This window comes from Spiroplasma poulsonii (assembly GCF_009866525.1).
Taxonomy (GTDB): domain Bacteria; phylum Bacillota_I; class Bacilli_A; order Mycoplasmatales; family Mycoplasmataceae; genus Spiroplasma; species Spiroplasma poulsonii.
This window is the reverse complement of sequence record NZ_CM020866.1, coordinates 1,602,932-1,619,214: the sequence shown is the minus strand read 5'-3', so window position 1 is coordinate 1,619,214 and position 16,283 is coordinate 1,602,932. Positions and strand designations below refer to the sequence as shown.

Here is a 16,283-nt window from a genome sequence, read left to right as displayed (position 1 = left end):
CAAAGATTTATTATAAAAAATTGGAACCCAAATGAAAAAAAGTTTAAGTTACAATCTTTAATTGTTCTTAAACTTTTTTTCATTATTTAGTTCTTATTTTGTTTTTTAATTTCTTGGTGATATATAGAGATCAACATCATCTCTATAATCGCCAACAACTTATTTTGATGCAAATGAATAGTATAAACCATTATCAAAACTTTCGCCAAACGTAAACATCACTGCTCATTTTGTCCAAACTTCAGCAGTCCAAGTTAGATCATTATTTCAATTTTGTTCTCCTTTAGGGTTCCCTAATGCTGAATGTAATTTAATGTTAAATAAATCAAGGTCTTCCAAATCATTGGCTTCTTCAGAAAATTTAAAATCCTTTACTAAGAAAGCAATAACACTTTTAAGACCATCTTTGCGGTTTTGTTCTAATACTTTTTTAAATATTTTATTAGGAACTCTTAATTCAACTATTTTCCCAGAAAAAGTACCACCGCGGGCATATTTAATAAATTGAATAATAATTTTTCCTCAACTTGCTAATTTTTTATTAATTGCTCCTTGTGATAAATTCACAGTAATTGTGGCATCTTCGTTATCTTTATTTGTGATATTACCAAATAATCCTAATCCATAGATGTTAAAATAATTTAGACTAATTTTAAATGCCCCTAGATTTAGACCAAGAGTCTCATCAACATTAAAAATGGGACCAACATTTTTTTTGTAAAAATCAACAAAATCATTAGGTTGGACGCTGTCAATGTCATCTCAACCAACACCATTATTCATTTTATCCCCAATTCATTTTTGTAATAAGACATTAACTGGTTTTGTTCTTTCTGTTAAACCATCATAACCTTTATTTTCTAATGTTAATACTCCATTTTGTTCTTTTTCAATTAACGCAGTATCATTGTAAGTAATATTAATATCTTGAAATTTCTTTTGACTTGTAATATAAGTTTTAACAGTAGTTTTGAAAATATCATCTAATGGTTTAGAATCTTTTGTAAAATCTCATATCATTTGATCATATAATGGGGGAGTGTTGCAAATAAACGGGTATTATTTAATTTATTTAAAAACAAGAAACTTTTTTCTTTTATAAAAAAATAATAACACAAAAAAAATAATAACACAAAAAAAATAAAAATACAAATAATAATTTCATATTTTTACACACTAAAAAATATTTTAAAAACTAAGATTATATTATTTTAAATTAACTAAAATTAAATTTCATAATTTTTAAATCTAAAATTTTTTTAAATGTTGAAAACGAAAATGTTTTATTCCCATATCCTAAACAAGATTTTACAACTCTTGAAACATCGCTTTCAGCAGATACGCCAATATTTCACTCTTTATTTTGATTTAAAATACCATTTTTTAAATTAATAAAATACCTTAATTTAATTCTTTCATTCTGTAATGATTTTAAAAAAGTTATAAATTCGTCGTATTTTCCTTGTAAAAATAACTCTTTTGCGTGTAAATAATTTTTAAAGGATTCTTTACTACGATTACCACAATATATATTATTCTTTAATTCTCTTATTGCATGAAATCTATCAAATATAAACATACCATCTAAAATTTTAGCAGTTTTTTTAATTCATTTAGCACTATCTCCACCAATAATTAATTTAATATTTTCATAATTTTTAAAAAATTTCTGAATTTGTTTTTTAATAAAGAACGCATTAAATTCTGCACCCCGAGTTTTCTTATTAAGAAAAAAATAACAATATTTTTTATTTAAAGATTTATTATTTTCTTTTCCAGTATTAAATGAAATTATTCTAACAGTTTGCAAATAAGATTTATTATTTTTATTTTTTAAAGTTACATATGCATCATCTAAATTAATATATAAATTTTTACAATTTTTCAAATCTATTTTTTTATCTTTTCTTTTTATTAATGCTTTTCGTAAAATACGCGAAACAGACGAACAATGTAATTTGTAATTAAACATATCTAATATATCACTATATCTTTTATTTTTTACTATTTCAACAGTTATTTTTAGTTTTAAATTATTAATTATTCTTTGCCATTTTTTAACTCCAAATTGTTTATCAACAAGAGGAACATATTTTCACTTACCCTTATAAAAATATTTGTAAATTCTTCGCTTATAAATCAATATTCCAAATTCTGTTTTAATTTTTCTAGTTTTTATTTCTTTTACAAAATATTTTGTTTTATCTCGTTTTTTAAAAATTATATTATCAATTCTTTCTATTTTTTCTATTAACTAGACTTCTTGCATTACTTGTTAAAAAATTGCAAATATTTGTAAAAAAGATACTAATAGAAAAATATAATTTTAATTAATTATGTTTTTTATTTAAAAATTTAATATTTTTCCACAACGAAAAATTAATTTATTATTTAAATTATTTAATTTTAAATAAATATTTTATGTTAAATATAATAATTGTAAATTATAAATTGAGGCAATTAAATTAAATCTTAAACCAAATCTTTTTCTTCGATTACGATATTTTTCTGTAATAATTTTAAATTTTTTAAGAATAGCAAAAATATTTTCAATAATAATTCTCATTTTTGAAACTAGTCTATTATATTGCTTTTGTTCTTTGTTTAAAGGGTTTTTCTTTGTTTTCTTTGTAGGTATTAGAACATTATTGTGATTTTTTTGTATTCCTTGATAACCACTATCAACTATTAATTTGGTATTTTTTAAAATTGGGATTTTTGATTCTTTAAATAAAGCATAATCATGTTTTTTTCCGAGCGAAAAACTTGTTGCAATAATTTTTTTGGTTTCTTGTTCGATAATTACTTGTGTTTTGATCGTGTGTTTTTTCTTTTTACCAGAATAAGATTGTTTTTGTCTTTTTTTGGGCGTTGGATTGGAGTTTCGGTAGCATCAATAATAATAGTTTTATCATTAAAATAATCATTTATTAGTGCTTTTTTACCAGCAAGTTGTTGAAAATCAGAGTTTTTAATTAAAATATCTTCAATTCACTTAATATTACGATAACAATTAGCCTCACTAATATCAAAACTTTTACCAAGATGAAAATAAGTCTGATATTCTCGTCAATATAATAAAGTCATCAATAATCTATTTTCTAATGATAATTTATTAGTTTTACCACCTTTTTTAAATTTTTCTATTTCAGCAACTTTTAAAATATCTAACATTTTATTAAAAGTGGATTTTTTTATTCCTGTTAATCTTAACCATTCTCTATCATTAAGAGTATTAAATTTATTATTGTTCATATTTTTATGTCCTCATAAATTATATTTTATAATAATATTTTAATAAAAAAGGGTATCGCAAGAAGTCTATTATTTACCATCACTTCCTAACTAACATAAATAATTGATAAAAACACCTTACTTTCACACATAGAGTTCATTTTTATTAGTATTAATACCAGCAAATCATTCACTTTCAATTATTTTCCTAAATGATTGAAAACCATTATAATTTATAAATCACTCTATATTAATTACTTTGATAGTATTAAACGGATTCGGACTTTTGTTATAATTTAGTTTCTGATACATTACTCAAATCAACTCGCTTTCTATTGCACTTCATTGAACAAATATTTAACTTAAAATATAATTTACCAACAAATTTTCTATTCAAAATAGAATGACAAATTTGACATTTACGTTTAATAAAAAATATTCAAATTCCTAACATAATTAATCACACTCCTTACTAGGTAATTTGTGATTTTGTATACCAAATAATTTTTCTAAATCTTTAATAACAAATTTCAACATTCCAATTTCAATAGTTTTATTATCATTATATTGACTACGTTGATATTTAATAATTTCATATTTATATGTTTTTATTAAATCAACTATTAATATTTTTTGTTCTAATTCGTTATTTCTATTAGGACAATTCTTACAATCGTGATTTCCGGGTCTATTTTCTAAAAAATTTATATATTCATTTTTTTCAACAATTTCATTTTCGTAAAATGATTTAATTTTTAATAAAATTTCTTTAACATATTTTGGTTTATAGGTCATTAACCCCGGCATTTTTAAATACTGCAATTCTTCATCTATTTCTTCTTTAACTGTTTTTGTCATAAATTACTCCTTGCCATACTAATCAATTTCCTTTTCTAACTATTCTGCAATATGTTGATAAAAACTCATTTCTTTTCGAATAATATTAACGGATTCATGATGAATTCCATATTCATTCAATTGAATTAAAGTAGCTTGCATAGTTCTAATTTTCATTTTAATTTCATCTAATAATTCTTGCATAATTATTGTCTCCTTACTGTAATAAACATTGGTATACTAATGTAACTTAATTCTTGTTAAATAAACATTGGTAATAACAATGTTAAAATATATAAAAAATAAGTAAGACACACTGAAAAATACTATTTAATTTTTAATAATAGTTATTAAAATATAAAATTAATCATTTATAATTAAATTGATATTTTTACACTATACACTGTTTACAAATAAATCCTACTAAAAAATATTTTTCATAATAGACTCAATATTATGAATAATAAACAATATAAATTTATCCACCATAGAAAATATAGTTAAAATTATATGTATAATAAGAATTTTTATAATTCCAACATTAACAATAATAATAAAATTTATTAAAAAATAAATTTGTAAACAGTGTATAGTGTAAAAATAAACAATAAAATTATTTAATAAAATCACATATAAAAACTAGTGTGCCACAGCTAAGATATATGATCAATTATAATAAATATTAAAATCCTTTAACCATAACACGGAAAAAGTTTAAAATCTTAATAATTACAAAAATACCAAATGGAATTAAAATAATTCATGCATCACCTAAAAAGGTCATTAATTGTGGTAATACAGCATAAATTGCTTCTTTAACTTTCATCATTGCTCGCCCTAAACCACTTCAAATAGAACCCATTCCATCTGAAATAGTAGGTTTATCACCAACTGCTAAAAAATTAATTGCTGTTGTTAAATACATACCTAACATTATTTCTTATCCTCCTTATTTTCAATTTCTTTTTTATCTTTTTTCTTTCCTCGAATTTGGCGAATTTTTTGATAAATTGATAAACCAATTCAAGCAAAAATACCTAATATAATAACAACACTAAAAATTGTCGTTAATCAAACTGGCATAACTTATTCCTCCTAAAAATCTAATTTTCGCGGCACGCTTCGCGTGTTCGCTATGCTCAAAATAAACTATATTGAATAAATTACCGCTAATAAATTACGCGGATAATTTATTCATCTTCTTTTACATTATTAGTTACTATTTTATTAACAGTATTAATAACATTATCTTTTCCATACTTAGTTACTAAGGCCCGCAAAATAAAATAATGTTTTCTTTCCATTAACAAATCAACTCCTTTCTGAGTTGATTTGTTGAACTTCACTTACACGATGCCTTCAATTGCATCAACAATAACTTCAACATTTCCCACCGTAGTACTTAACCCGGCAATAAATAATGCTAAAAAGAATAAAATTCCTAAAAAATTCCCAACACCAACAATGGTATTTTGATTAATAATATGAAAGGTTTCTGGTAAGACATTAAAGACAAAGACCATTGAATCATTTCCAAATTTATTTGTAATTTGTTCTTGAAATAATAAAATATTATTTTTATCTGAAACTAAATTATTAACGATTGCACCAGAAGCACCAAAAATAAAGATTAAGTTAGTAATTGATAAAAATAAAATTCCAATTACTAATAAATAAGCTTTTGAAGTATTAGACTTCTTGCATTACTTGTTAAAAAATTGCAAATATTTGTAAAAAAGATACTAATAGAAAAATATAATTTTAATTAATTATGTTTTTTATTTAAAAATTTAATATTTTTCCACAACGAAAAATTAATTTATTATTTAAATTATTTAATTTTAAATAAATATTTTATGTTAAATATAATAATTGTAAATTATAAATTGAGGCAATTAAATTAAATCTTAAACCAAATCTTTTTCTTCGATTACGATATTTTTCTGTAATAATTTTAAATTTTTTAAGAATAGCAAAAATATTTTCAATAATAATTCTCATTTTTGAAACTAGTCTATTATATTGCTTTTGTTCTTTGTTTAAAGGGTTTTTCTTTGTTTTCTTTGTAGGTATTAGAACATTATTGTGATTTTTTTGTATTCCTTGATAACCACTATCAACTATTAATTTGGTATTTTTTAAAATTGGGATTTTTGATTCTTTAAATAAAGCATAATCATGTTTTTTTCCGAGCGAAAAACTTGTTGCAATAATTTTTTTGGTTTCTTGTTCGATAATTACTTGTGTTTTGATCGTGTGTTTTTTCTTTTTACCAGAATAAGATTGTTTTTGTCTTTTTTTGGGCGTTGGATTGGAGTTTCGGTAGCATCAATAATAATAGTTTTATCATTAAAATAATCATTTATTAGTGCTTTTTTACCAGCAAGTTGTTGAAAATCAGAGTTTTTAATTAAAATATCTTCAATTCACTTAATATTACGATAACAATTAGCCTCACTAATATCAAAACTTTTACCAAGATGAAAATAAGTCTGATATTATCGTCAATATAATAAAGTCATCAATAATCTATTTTCTAATGATAATTTATTAGTTTTACCACCTTTTTTAAATTTTTCTATTTCAGCAACTTTTAAAATATCTAACATTTTATTAAAAGTGGATTTTTTTATTCCTGTTAATTTTAACCATTCTCTATCATTAAGAGTATTAAATTTATTATTGTTCATATTTTTATGTCCTCATAAATTATATTTTATAATAATATTTTAATAAAAAAGGGTATCGCAAGAAGTCTATTATCTTGGTTTTGTGGACCAACACCCCAGCAAACCGCATCATAATTCCCATTCCTAATGATGTTGTAAAAAATGCTAACGAGAAAACACTACTTCAAGTTTGGCTTTGCTTTAATTTCTCTAGGTTTTCAACTAAAAACAATGTCGCTAACCCTTGACTACTACCAGGCACCGTTAAAATATAGATTGCTAAAATTAAAATAATTAAAAATAATAAGGGCATAAAAAACTTATTAAGTTTTTCAATTCCTTTAATACCAAATAATAGTATTAATCCAACTAATAACACAATAACACAACAAAAAGAAACGCTAAAAAAACAATCCACTGAAAACCACCGTTATTAGTGATCCCAAAGCCACCATGTTGTAAAATCTGACTATTAAAAATATTACCATTAACATTACTAATTAACGCAGGACTAAATTCAATCCCAATGGAAATAACGGTGTAACCAACTAATACAGCATAATAAATTGGAATAATGATCATTAAAGTTGCTTGAAATCAACCAACAAATTTACTAAAGCAAACACTTTCTTTTTCAAAAATATTAATAACACTTTTACGACGAAGATTCCCTAAATTAAATTCAAAAATTAATAATGGGACTCCGACAATTAACATTGCAAAAATATAAATTAAGAAAAAATAAAATCCTCCATTTTTATTAATATATCCCGGTAACCCTCAAATTGCCCCTAAACCAATTGCTGCACCTAACGATGAAACAATAAACCCAAATTTTGTCATCTGTTTCTTATTACTCATTTTAATCTCCCTTCTTCTTTAAATTAAAAAATGCAATCATTGCATTTTTTATTCATCTGTTTTTTTACGAGTTGCTTTTCTTCGAGCAGTACTTCAAATAATAGCAATAATAATGCTGACACAAAAGACCCCAAAGATAACAATCAAAGCAATTTTCATAGCACTAGCTTTTGTATTATAATTAATAATATTATCATAACCAAAAACATTGCCACTATATTCCCCTTTAATTCCTAATTCATTTAAAATATTACTAAATTTCTTTGCGGCATTTGTTGGAGCCGAAGTTACCATTCCATAATAAACATCAACCGCATGCCCCATTTCATGGTCTAATGCAGTAAAGATGTTTGGTGAACTTCATCACCCCATTTGGTATTCTTGACTAATACCACTTTTTAAATAATTGTTAAACCCTTTTGCCGAAAAAACAATAAAAGCAAGAGAACTTGATCAAATTTGATCCGTACCTGGAATTCTATAAAAATCATATCGTGTAAAAGCCTCGGTTTGATCTGCTTGGTTAACTAATGGGGTATCTGGTGAAAATAAAAAACCAGCTAAGAAATATTTAAAATTATCACCAGTCATAGTATAAGTAATATTAAATAAATTTAAAATTTGTTTCTCAAAACTATTAACAGTACTATCTTCTCAACCATAATAATTTCGCATTGCATCAACACTATCTTTTAAGAAAATGGTACTACCGGTTTGATAATTAATGGTTTCATATTTTGTCAATTTTTTTAAATCACTATCTAATTTATCAAATGATGAATAGTGACTCTGCGTGGCTTGCTGAACAAAATCTTGATATTTCTTTAATGATACTGCAGAAGCTTTCGTATATGAATCATTCATCATATTTGCTAAGCCAGCAGATAAATTATTACCATTAAAATTAATGATATTATCTTGTAAGACATCACCATTAAATATCATAACATCATTAGTGACATCTTTCGTAGCATTTGTTTGTCACATTATTAAGCTTGTTTTAAGAGCATTATAAGTATAACTATTATTTCAAATATTAACATTATTTGGAATTTCTTGTTGTAACCCAAATCTTGTCCCAAAAAGTGATTGATATTGTAAATCAACTACATCACTTGGTTTCATTGTTAACGTTGTGTCATAAACTGCTGGTTTTGTTACTGTAATTGAAGTGGTTGAATTAGAAAAATACTTATCAATGTACTGTAAACTATTTTGTAACGTATCAGGTCTTGCTCCAAAATTATTACTTTGTAAGTATGGATAAATATCTATGAAAAAATTATTTAAAATTTCCCAGCTTTTATTTTTCATTTCATCAGGGGTTGTAATTCATTTTGAATAAGTTTCCGCAAAAAATTCTTTTCAACTACCCATTCCATAAATGCTAATATTAACAATTGATGCCATTAATGCTGTTTCAAACACATTCGCATTTTGCATTGTAACATTACTTGTACTTTGGGCTGTTGAATAAATTATGGCTTTATTGTTAACAATATTTTGTTCTAATGTTTTAACAGTTCTATTAGTACTAATATTTGAAGATTTAGAAATAAAATAACGTAATAAATAACCAGAATAAACAAAATCATCAGTATTGTTTGAAGTAGATCCTGATAATGATCCCTTATAGGGTACTGGTTGAATAATAAAATTAGTAGCGGGAATTAATGTTGTTGTAGCAGAACTAAACACTAATAAACTATTTAGTATTGTCTGAAATTTTCGCATAATTTTTTCTCCTTTTGATATTAATTGGCCTCAAATGTTATGTCAGTTTAAATAAGATACTTATTTATTTTATCAAAAAAAATAAAAAATAACTAATTTTCAATAAAATAAAAAAATATCATCCCTCAAACAAATTATTAAACATTTTATAATTAATGAAGAAAAGACTAACCCTTTGGAATACCAATTAATATATTTCACATGGCTAGTCTTTATTTTAATTTATTAAAACAACAAAAATCACTTAAAAACTTAATTTCATTGTTCATATTCATAAATCTTGGTAATAACACTATCAACATCATTATCATAAAAGACAAAAGGAACAACTGATTTTGATTGAGTTGTATAACTATATAAATAAACTGATTTTTCAAGTTTATTAACCGCTGAACTAAGTTTTGCCGCCGTTTTAATGGCTGCTAATGCGACATCTTTTGAAGAAAAATAAATAAATTTCCCCGCTTGATTTGGATCAGTAATTCGATATACAACATAACGTCCATCAGAAATTATTAAATCTCATGATCTTTTCATTTTTAAGTTTCATGTTTTAATTTCATTTTTATGAACAAACTTTGATGTTAACTGAATTTTATTAGTTAACTGTTGGATTGCCTCCCTGGCACTACTTGTTGTTACTTCTTTATTACCAAAAACATCATACGCTAAATATTGTTTCCGTAATGTTCGGTCCTTATTAATTAATTCTTTTTCCTTTGCTTCTTGTAATGTTGCTGCTAAAATTCGCCCATCACGATCAGAAACATCAGGATCAGGAGAATACGAATACATTAACTTTGTCTGAAAGCTTCCTTCTAAATATAAGAATTTATCTAATTGTTCTGCTGTTGCTAAAAAATCTGGTCGTAATTGATAATAATACTGACCATCATGAACAACCGGCTTTGCTAATAACTTTTCTTTAACAGGAATTCAATTTAAATAACTTTGAATTAAGGATTAGCTATATCCTTTGTTATAATTAACATCATAAGCTTTATCCTTATAAATAAATCCTTTCCCATTAGTACTCTCAAAAGTAGGATTTGTAAGATAATTACCTTTTTTAATATCTTGATATGGGTAGTATACATTATTTTGAGGTTTTTAATAAAATTAAGTAATTAGAAACAAATTAAGTTTCGCTTATAATTAAATGATAACAAAATTTATAAAAAATTCAACTTTTTTAAAAACATAATTTTTATTTGAATAAATAATTTATAAATTTATGAATTTTGATACACTAAAAAATACTTTTTAAAGTTATTACTAATTTTAAAGGGTTTTTTATTTTTTATAAAGATAAAAATTGCTTTTTAGATTGATTTAAATTAAATATATTAAATTCAATTTTTTCTTTATTTTTATTAGTTTTATCAATTTTTTCTTCATTTGTTTTACTATTAAGTCTTAACATTGAAGCAATTAACATATTGATAAATGTTTCTTTACAATATATTTTCGCGCCACGCCCCTTAACTGCCTTAATGTAGTGTGATATATCACCTTCCATGTGACAACCAATATTATATTCTAATGCTTGATTTTCAATTCCTTCTTTATTATTTTTAATTAATTCAATAGTTTCTAATAAAATTTTCTTTTTATTATCAATAACATAGGGCAAATGACACATTAAAAAATCTAATAATACTTCATAATTTCCAGTAAAAAAATATATTTTTGATAATTTATATTTTAATCTATGAATTTGGTTTTTCTTACGATTTGGGAATAATTCTTTAAATCTTTTTACTAAATGAAATTTATCTAAACTATATGATACGGTGTTTTTTTTATTTTTTGCTTTTATTGCTATATAAATTTTTTTAATTTGTTTTTCACCATCACTTAATATTAATATTTTAGTATCTTCATTAATATCATAAGTATCCATTGATTTAAAAATTTTATCAATAAAATTATCAATATTAGATTTATCATTTTTATTCTTATGATTTTTATTCATCATTTGAAAAACGCCTTTTTTCTTTTTCATTTTTTTTCTGTTTTTTGTTGATTTTTCTTCATCAACACCAACATGCATAGTTGAAAGAAATATTTTATTTTCAACTCTTTTTTTATTTTCTCACATAGGTTCAAATGCCCCATCAATTTGAATATATAAAACATTATTTGGAATTTTAATTTTATTGTTATTTTTATTACTAATGTAATCGGTTTCTTCTAAATCTGCATTTTTAAAAATATTAGATATTGTTCTTTCACTAAGATTAGCGTTTTCGACAGTATCTAAAATATCTTTATATCTTTTTCCATCGCCTAAAAATGAAGTAATTTTATTTATTAAATTTTGTTCATTTCTTTGGTATTTTTTTAAACCTAATTCTTCATCCAAAGGATAGCGGTTTATATATTCATTTTTTTCTTCATCATATTTAACATATCTTCGTCTTTTTAAAGTTATATCTCCATCTTCTGTTTTAATTGTTTTTGGTATTTTTGATACAACCTTATATCCTTGTAATATTTTTCCTTGTTGATATAATTTAAATATCTCATTATCTCTTTCAATCAAGAAATTTTTAGTTTCATTGTTTGTTTCTATTATTTTATTTTCTTTATAATTTCCTAATAAATTTTGTTTTAATTCCATTTTATAATTTCCTTTCTTAATTAAAAAAATATTTTAAATTATGCTAGTTAATAAATTATGATATTTAATACTTAATATTATTTTATCAAAATGGGGGTACATGAAAAATGCAGGATTTTACAAAAATTAATAACAAAAAACGAATTACTAGTTATGAACATTTAAATAAAAAATATGATTTGAATTTTAGTGACTATAATTTTGGTTTTGATTGAGAAGTATTTAAAGAATTTGTTGGTGATAGTTATGCCCGATATTTTACTTCGCCAACTTTTTTTAAGTTTGTTTCAGCGGGGCGTGGTACTAATAAAACATGAAATCATTTAGCAGAAAAATTATTTTTTGCTTGTAATTTTACAGATGCTTCATCTAATATTTTACGAAGATATGCCAACACCCACGAAGATACTACATTTGGCGATACAATTAATGTCTGTAATTATCTATATGATAAATATGGGATTGATATAGGACCCGACAATGAAAATGGTATTGTTTGACCTAAAAATGTTAAAGAAGGCGGCGAGATTGTTTTTCCTAGTGGTGTTCGCATTGCTTTTGCGGGTTATGCTAATGGTAATAAAATTATGGGTAAAGTTGGTAAAGGTAGCGGTATTATATCGGCGTGAACAGATGAAATGATACATGCCGAAGAAAAAGAAATCTTAACTGATAAAGAATTAGATAAAAGATATAATAATTTAAGAGTTTCAATGTTTCGTTCTAAAAGTTTAAAAGTATCTTATGAAAAATATACCGATGAAAATAATAATGAACAATATAATCTAGATAATTCTATTCCTGTAAAAGAATTATCTTGGACATTTCAAGAATGAGATAACATAGCAAAACAACATATAACAGTAACAACATATTTTCATAAAACATATTCTAATCAATTTACTTTTAATCCTTTTGATAAATACCATGTATTTTATGAAAAATTTGTAACCCCATATTTACCCTTAAATGAAAGAATTAAAAATATTTTAAAAGAACATAACCAAGTATATTCAGAAAACAAACAAGCATTTAATGGTTTGGGTATTTTTAATTTACGATTAACAATGGGTTCTGTATGAAATAAAATACCTGATATTACTAAAAAACTTGTTTTAGCAAATAAAGAAGAGCGACCTGATTTATTTGAACTTGAATACTACGGTTTTGAATATAACGATAATGACCCCAGTATTTATGTTTTACGAAATTATCGTAAATATATTAAAGAGTATAATTTACAAGATTTTTATAATTCCAATACAAAACAGTATCAATTTGATAGTTATTCAATTGGTGTGGATTATGCTAATGGTAGTGAAGACCATACAGTGTTTTTATTTAGTGGTTATAAAATTAATGAAAATAATGAATATGATAAATATTTAATTGAAGAAAATGTTGTTACACCTAAAAACACAATGAATTTAAATGAAATAGTTGAATATTATGGACAATGAATAATTAATACATTTGATAAATTTGATGATTTTGAATATGCTACATTTCATTATGATATTAATGCCCACGACTTTATGCAAAAATTACAAGAAGATATTTATCCTTATTTGGGTTATAAAATTAAAATGTTTAAAGCCAAAAAACATCAGACATCCCTTAATAAAGAAGCAGGTATAATAAATCGTGTAACATGAATAAGAAAAATGTTTGTTCAAGGCAAAATATATGGCACATTAGATAACTTTCCATTTTTAGATAAATGCATTAGTGAACTAAGATTTAGTGACACCAAAACAAACACACCCGATAGTAAAATGTATCATGACCCATATGATGCTTTGTTTTATGGTTCTTATCCATATCGTTTTAAAATGAGAATATAAAAAAGGTTTTTAAAACCTTCTAACATTTATAAATTTTATTTACTTTTTATTTATTAAATAATTGGTATTTAATGACTTTTCTAAACTAGGTGATTTTTCTTGTATTTCATTACCATCATCATTTTTCAATAGTTCAGGATGACAATTTTTATAACTTAATTTAAGATGTTTTCTAACTGTATTAAAATCTAACACCTCAACTTCAATTTCATCACCAATATCAAAAAAATCTTTAATATCTTTAACAAAGTAATCTGAAACTTCACTAATATGGATTAAACCATCAGCCTTTTCTTCTCTACAAAAAGCACCATAAGGTGTAACGTTTGTTATTTTAACATTAACTTTATTTCCTTTTTTATACATAAATTAAATATACTTCCTTTCTTTAAATAATTTAATTATATCATTAAGACTATAAAAAATCATTTGCAGGAATTGGGCGAGCGGTTGATTTTCTTAAATTTTTGTGATAAAATGATTTACAAGTTAAAAAAATTTTTGAGATTCTTTCAAACAAATTTGGGAACCTTTATAAAATTCTTCGCTTAACGCTTAGAATTTTTCCCAAGTATTTTGAAAAGCGCGGCAAAAGTTTTTTTAAACTTTAAGTTATTTTTCACAAAACTATCGAAAATCACCGCGAGCCCAGATTAATGCAGTATAATCACAATAATAAACATATATTCACCTCCTTTCTAAAATAAACATATTTAAAAATGCTTGACTTGCATATATATATATATATATATAATGTCAATAGGTCTTGATAAAAATTTGCAAGATTAAATAAAGGAAATAACGAAATGAAAAAACTTTTAAGTTTATTAAGTGTATTAACTATTAGTGGAACTACAATGCCAACATTGGTTGCTAATATAAGTTATCCTTACAATAATTCAGATACAAGAATATCTTTTCAAGATAATCATGAAGAATGAGGATGGGGACCATCAAGAGGAAGAATTGATTTTAATGTTTTATCAAAAAAAATTGAATTTGGTGGTTTTGGATATGCTGATAATAAATTTGATACTTCAGTAACTATTCGTATTACAGATGAAAATAAAAATATTGTTAAAACAATTTTTATTAATAAAAATAAATCTTTAAATGATATTATTAGAGAATATAATTTACAAAATGGTATTGATTATAAAAATGGTTATTCTATTGATATTTGATCAGAAAAAGCAAATTCAACAATTTTTCATTATAAAAATAATTTAAATAATCGTGTATGAAATCTTTCAACCGGACCTCATACTGAAAAATTTATAATAATGAATGATAAATTGTGAGAGCCAAATATTTTAATAGAAAAATTTCCTAATTTAATAACTAGACCATTAGTTAGACGAACAAGTAATAATAATCAAAATAATTATGCACCAAATTTAGTAATAGATGAATGAGATGACAATCTTAGTCAATATTATGATTCTTTAATTAGTGTTGTAGATTATTTAAATAGAGAAGGAATAATAGAACAATTTGGCAGAACGAACGGCACTTACCGTTTAACTAACCAAAATGGATATTTTATTATAGGTATACAATTTCAAGGTTTATCTAGTTTAAATAATACTGTTGAATTAGTTTTTGATAGATCAAATTTATATCTTCAAGGATTTATATTAAGAGAAGATAATGGTAGACAAAATAGTGCTGATGGAACATATTATTATTTTTCAGATAGTACTTATAGAACAAATTTAGGAATTAATCATTTAACTAATGTTAATTTAAATTTTGGAGGAAGTTATACTAATTTAATCGCTGATGGAGATCTTAATATTTCTTCACAATCATTATTTAGTTCTTTTCGATTTTTAGCATCTTTTAATAATAGCAATCAACAAAGAATAAATATATCATCAAATTTAATGCGTATAATTTTAGCTACTTCAGAATCACTTAGATTTAACAATATAATTAGTACGATTCAACGTAATAATAATCCTATTTCATGGAGAAGCTATTTCTCAAATTTATTAACTAATTGAGGTTCAATGAGTCAAGAATTTATAAGACGAGTAAATAATATGAATAATGGTGTGCAAATTTGAGATCCTGTTAATGATAATTCTAGTAGAATTTCTCCAGCTTTAATGGCTTTTCTTTTAAATATAAGAATATTAAATAATAAATAATTAAAATTTCTTATAATAGGAATAAATTGAGTTTATTCTTATTTTTAATTAAATTATCAAAATTTATAAAAAACACAAAGGAGATAAATATGAAAAAAATATTAAGTCTTTTAGGAACAATAACTTTAATTGGAACAAGTACAACCAGTTTAGTTGCTTGTAATACATCACAATATAGTGAAGAACAATTAAAAAAAACAAAAAGAAAAATACAAAATAGATACAAAAGATGGTATTTTAGAATGAATAGCACCACAAGAAAAACCATTTAATCAAATTGATAATAAATGATATTTTGTTGTATGAAAAACTAATAATTGAAATATTA

General features: G+C 23.7%; 19 protein-coding genes and 1 pseudogene. 3 read left to right on the top strand and 17 right to left on the bottom strand.

The window, feature by feature from the left end; translation table 4 throughout:
• Window positions 1-159: 159 nt before the first annotated feature.
• From MSROBK_RS09160 to MSROBK_RS09105, 16 genes and pseudogenes are all read right to left on the bottom strand, one after another.
• A complete protein-coding gene (locus tag MSROBK_RS09160; protein ID WP_105629016.1) occupies window positions 160-1,020 on the bottom strand; it encodes a hypothetical protein in 861 nt (286 codons plus the stop codon).
• Between the two features lie 196 nt (window positions 1,021-1,216).
• The gene (locus MSROBK_RS09155; protein ID WP_308506893.1) at window positions 1,217-2,242 is read right to left on the bottom strand and encodes an Mbov_0401 family ICE element transposase-like protein; all 1,026 of its coding nucleotides are present in this window, start codon (window positions 2,240-2,242) and stop codon (window positions 1,217-1,219) included.
• A 177-nt stretch (window positions 2,243-2,419) separates the two neighbouring features.
• The gene (locus MSROBK_RS14185) at window positions 2,420-2,818 is read right to left on the bottom strand and encodes a transposase family protein (protein WP_242441474.1); all 399 of its coding nucleotides are present in this window, start codon (window positions 2,816-2,818) and stop codon (window positions 2,420-2,422) included.
• The gene (locus tag MSROBK_RS14180) at window positions 2,803-3,255 is read right to left on the bottom strand and encodes an IS5 family transposase (RefSeq protein WP_040092446.1); all 453 of its coding nucleotides are present in this window, start codon (window positions 3,253-3,255) and stop codon (window positions 2,803-2,805) included. Before MSROBK_RS14180 ends, MSROBK_RS14185 begins: the two co-directional genes overlap by 16 nt.
• A 435-nt stretch (window positions 3,256-3,690) precedes the next feature.
• On the bottom strand, window positions 3,691-4,092 hold the full coding sequence (locus tag MSROBK_RS09145) for a hypothetical protein (protein ID WP_040094179.1): 402 nt from the start codon (window positions 4,090-4,092) through the stop codon (window positions 3,691-3,693).
• 39 nt (window positions 4,093-4,131) lie between these two features.
• Window positions 4,132-4,275 (bottom strand): hypothetical protein, encoded by a 144-nt coding sequence (locus tag MSROBK_RS11190; RefSeq protein WP_168226817.1) that lies wholly within the window; start codon window positions 4,273-4,275, stop codon window positions 4,132-4,134.
• Window positions 4,276-4,753: 478 nt separating this feature from the next.
• Window positions 4,754-5,005, bottom strand: a complete 252-nt coding sequence (locus MSROBK_RS09140; protein ID WP_040094177.1) for a hypothetical protein — start codon at window positions 5,003-5,005, stop codon at window positions 4,754-4,756.
• Complete coding sequence (locus tag MSROBK_RS09135) at window positions 5,005-5,154, bottom strand: hypothetical protein (protein WP_004027793.1); 150 nt, start codon at window positions 5,152-5,154, stop codon at window positions 5,005-5,007. Before MSROBK_RS09135 ends, MSROBK_RS09140 begins: the two co-directional genes overlap by 1 nt.
• A gap of 263 nt (window positions 5,155-5,417) precedes the next feature.
• On the bottom strand, window positions 5,418-5,594 hold the full coding sequence (locus MSROBK_RS11860) for a hypothetical protein (RefSeq protein ID WP_227991139.1): 177 nt from the start codon (window positions 5,592-5,594) through the stop codon (window positions 5,418-5,420).
• 331 nt (window positions 5,595-5,925) lie between these two features.
• Window positions 5,926-6,369 (bottom strand): annotated as a pseudogene (locus MSROBK_RS14175) (transposase family protein); the annotation flags it as partial.
• 200 nt (window positions 6,370-6,569) lie between these two features.
• Entirely contained in the window at window positions 6,570-6,761 is a 192-nt protein-coding gene (locus tag MSROBK_RS14170) for a DDE transposase family protein (protein ID WP_040094173.1), read from the bottom strand.
• 19 nt (window positions 6,762-6,780) lie between these two features.
• A complete protein-coding gene (locus tag MSROBK_RS11855) occupies window positions 6,781-7,053 on the bottom strand; it encodes a hypothetical protein (protein ID WP_227991119.1) in 273 nt (90 codons plus the stop codon).
• A 56-nt stretch (window positions 7,054-7,109) separates the two neighbouring features.
• Window positions 7,110-7,601 carry an SLC5/6 family protein gene (locus tag MSROBK_RS11850; RefSeq protein WP_227991127.1) on the bottom strand — a complete coding sequence of 164 codons (492 nt, stop codon included), beginning with the start codon at window positions 7,599-7,601 and terminating at the stop codon, window positions 7,110-7,112.
• Window positions 7,602-7,649: 48 nt separating this feature from the next.
• A complete protein-coding gene (locus MSROBK_RS09115; RefSeq protein ID WP_040094171.1) occupies window positions 7,650-9,335 on the bottom strand; it encodes a hypothetical protein in 1,686 nt (561 codons plus the stop codon).
• Window positions 9,336-9,587: 252 nt separating this feature from the next.
• Window positions 9,588-10,130: a hypothetical protein gene (locus MSROBK_RS09110; RefSeq protein ID WP_227991240.1), complete on the bottom strand. Its 543-nt coding sequence runs from the start codon at window positions 10,128-10,130 to the stop codon at window positions 9,588-9,590.
• Window positions 10,131-10,635: 505 nt separating this feature from the next.
• Window positions 10,636-11,958: an Mbov_0401 family ICE element transposase-like protein gene (locus tag MSROBK_RS09105; protein WP_040094170.1), complete on the bottom strand. Its 1,323-nt coding sequence runs from the start codon at window positions 11,956-11,958 to the stop codon at window positions 10,636-10,638.
• Window positions 11,959-12,065: 107 nt separating this feature from the next.
• Here MSROBK_RS09105 and MSROBK_RS09100 point away from each other — a divergent pair, with 107 nt between their 5' ends.
• Entirely contained in the window at window positions 12,066-13,802 is a 1,737-nt protein-coding gene (locus MSROBK_RS09100) for a hypothetical protein (protein ID WP_040094169.1), read from the top strand.
• A gap of 39 nt (window positions 13,803-13,841) precedes the next feature.
• On the opposite strand, the gene MSROBK_RS09095 is transcribed toward MSROBK_RS09100, so the two are convergent.
• On the bottom strand, window positions 13,842-14,168 hold the full coding sequence (locus tag MSROBK_RS09095; protein WP_040094168.1) for a S1 RNA-binding domain-containing protein: 327 nt from the start codon (window positions 14,166-14,168) through the stop codon (window positions 13,842-13,844).
• A gap of 440 nt (window positions 14,169-14,608) precedes the next feature.
• Between MSROBK_RS09095 and MSROBK_RS09090 the strand changes: the two genes are divergently transcribed.
• Window positions 14,609-15,955, top strand: a complete 1,347-nt coding sequence (locus MSROBK_RS09090) for a ribosome-inactivating family protein (RefSeq protein WP_040092751.1) — start codon at window positions 14,609-14,611, stop codon at window positions 15,953-15,955.
• Window positions 15,956-16,044: 89 nt separating this feature from the next.
• Window positions 16,045-16,227: a lipoprotein gene (locus MSROBK_RS09085; RefSeq protein ID WP_159373263.1), complete on the top strand. Its 183-nt coding sequence runs from the start codon at window positions 16,045-16,047 to the stop codon at window positions 16,225-16,227.
• Window positions 16,228-16,283 lie beyond the last annotated feature (56 nt).